Raw genomic sequence first — 1863 nt, forward strand, 5'->3', positions numbered from 1 at the left:
ATCTCCCCCCGCAACGCGCACGAAGTGGTCTCCCCACTCTCCTAGACTTTTTAAACAGGATTTAGTATGACAGGGGACTCCCCGGCTGTTGTCTTTCCTAGCTGATTTCTTGGCTGTCAACCTACTGCTATATACTTAAGTTGACAATTGCCTCAGCCTATCAAGAAAAGACTATGACGATTGAAACCGTTGCCACAAAACCCTTTAGTGACCAAAAACCGGGGACTTCCGGACTACGAAAATCCGTTCCCGTTTTTCAACAACCCCATTATCTGGAAAATTTTATTCAAGCTATCTTCAACACTTTAGACGGTATCGAGGGTCAAACCCTAGTTGTCGGTGGAGATGGTCGTTATTATAACCGTCAAGCTATTCAAACTATCCTGAAAATCGCCGCCGCTAACGGTATCGGTAGAATACTCGTGGGAACCGATGGTATTGTCTCCACTCCCGCTATTTCTGGGTTAATTCGCGAAAATAACGCTTTTGGCGGTATTGTTCTCTCCGCTAGTCATAACCCCGGCGGTCCGGAGGGCGATTTTGGCATTAAGTACAATATTACTAACGGCGGACCGGCCCCGGAAAATATCACCGATGCAATTTATGCCGAGACTAAGGTGATTAGCAGTTATAAAATCCTCTCAGGGGCCGATATTAACCTCGATCGCCCCAGTTCCTTTAAACTGGGAACTATGGATGTGGAAGTGATCGATGCGGTTACTCCCTACGTCAAAATGATGGAAAAGATTTTTGATTTTGATCGCATTCAGACCCTACTCACTTCTGGTAAGTTTAAAATGTGCATGGATTCTCTCCATGCGGTGACGGGTCCCTACGCTTATGCTCTATTTGAACAGCGTTTAGGCGCGCCCAAGGGTACAGTATTAAATGGTATTCCCCTAGAGGACTTTGGTGGGGGTCATCCCGATCCTAACCTAGTCTATGCCCATGATCTGGTAGAAATTCTCTTTGGTCAAGATGCACCCGATTTTGGGGCCGCTTCCGATGGCGATGGCGATCGCAATATGATCCTCGGTCGGAATTTTTTTGTTACCCCCAGTGATAGTTTAGCTGTACTAACTGCCAACGCTCATCTAGTACCAGGGTATCAAAATGGTATCACGGGAGTGGCGCGATCGATGCCCACCAGTGCGGCGGCCGATCGCGTAGCCGCTAAACTGGGAATTGACTGTTATGAAACTCCCACCGGTTGGAAATTCTTCGGTAATTTGTTGGATGCGGGGAAAGCAACCCTTTGCGGTGAGGAAAGTTTCGGCACGGGTTCCAATCATATTCGCGAAAAAGATGGTTTATGGGCGGTTCTTTTCTGGTTAAATATTTTGGCAGTTAAAGGGGAATCTGTAGAGGCAATTGTTCGCAGTCATTGGCAAGAATTCGGTCGTAATTTCTATTCTCGTCATGACTATGAAGAAGTCGCCTTAGAACCAGCAAAAGAGATGATGGCACGTCTCCAGAAGCTGGTTTTAGACCTTAAGGGTCAACAATTTGGTAACTATGAAGTGGAATATGCCGATGATTTTAGCTATACGGATTCCGTGGATGGTAGTGTGAGTAAAAATCAAGGTATTCGCATTGGTTTTACCGATGGTTCTCGGATTATTTACCGTCTATCGGGTACGGGAACTAAAGGAGCCACTCTCCGGGTTTATCTAGAAAGTTATGAACCGGACGCAAGTAAACACGATATCGACACCCAAAAGGCCCTACAACCCTTAATTGATTTAGCCGAAGAAATCGGTCAAATTCGTCAATCTACCGGACGGGAACAACCCACGGTTATTACCTAAAATCTAGGGATCAGCTATCAGTTTTTATCGGGGAATTTTTTGACCTGATCATCAC

The 1863-nt window shown here is 45.9% G+C and carries 1 protein-coding gene; it reads left to right on the forward strand.

Features of this window, described 5'->3' with window-relative positions:
- The first annotated feature begins 173 nt into the window (after window positions 1–173).
- Window positions 174–1808, forward strand: a complete 1635-nt coding sequence (locus tag IQ242_RS23780; RefSeq protein ID WP_193961651.1) for an alpha-D-glucose phosphate-specific phosphoglucomutase — start codon at window positions 174–176, stop codon at window positions 1806–1808.
- The last annotated feature ends 55 nt before the right edge of the window (window positions 1809–1863 follow it).

It is taken from the genome of Microcystis sp. LEGE 08355 (assembly GCF_015207185.1).
In the GTDB taxonomy this organism is placed as follows: Bacteria; Cyanobacteriota; Cyanobacteriia; order Cyanobacteriales; family Microcystaceae; genus Microcystis; species Microcystis panniformis.

What these genes read in the sequence shown, in the direction of transcription:
- IQ242_RS23780 (WP_193961651.1), top strand. Translation starts at nt 174, where the DNA reads ATGACGATTGAAACCGTTGCCACAAAACCCTTTAGTGACCAAAAACCG.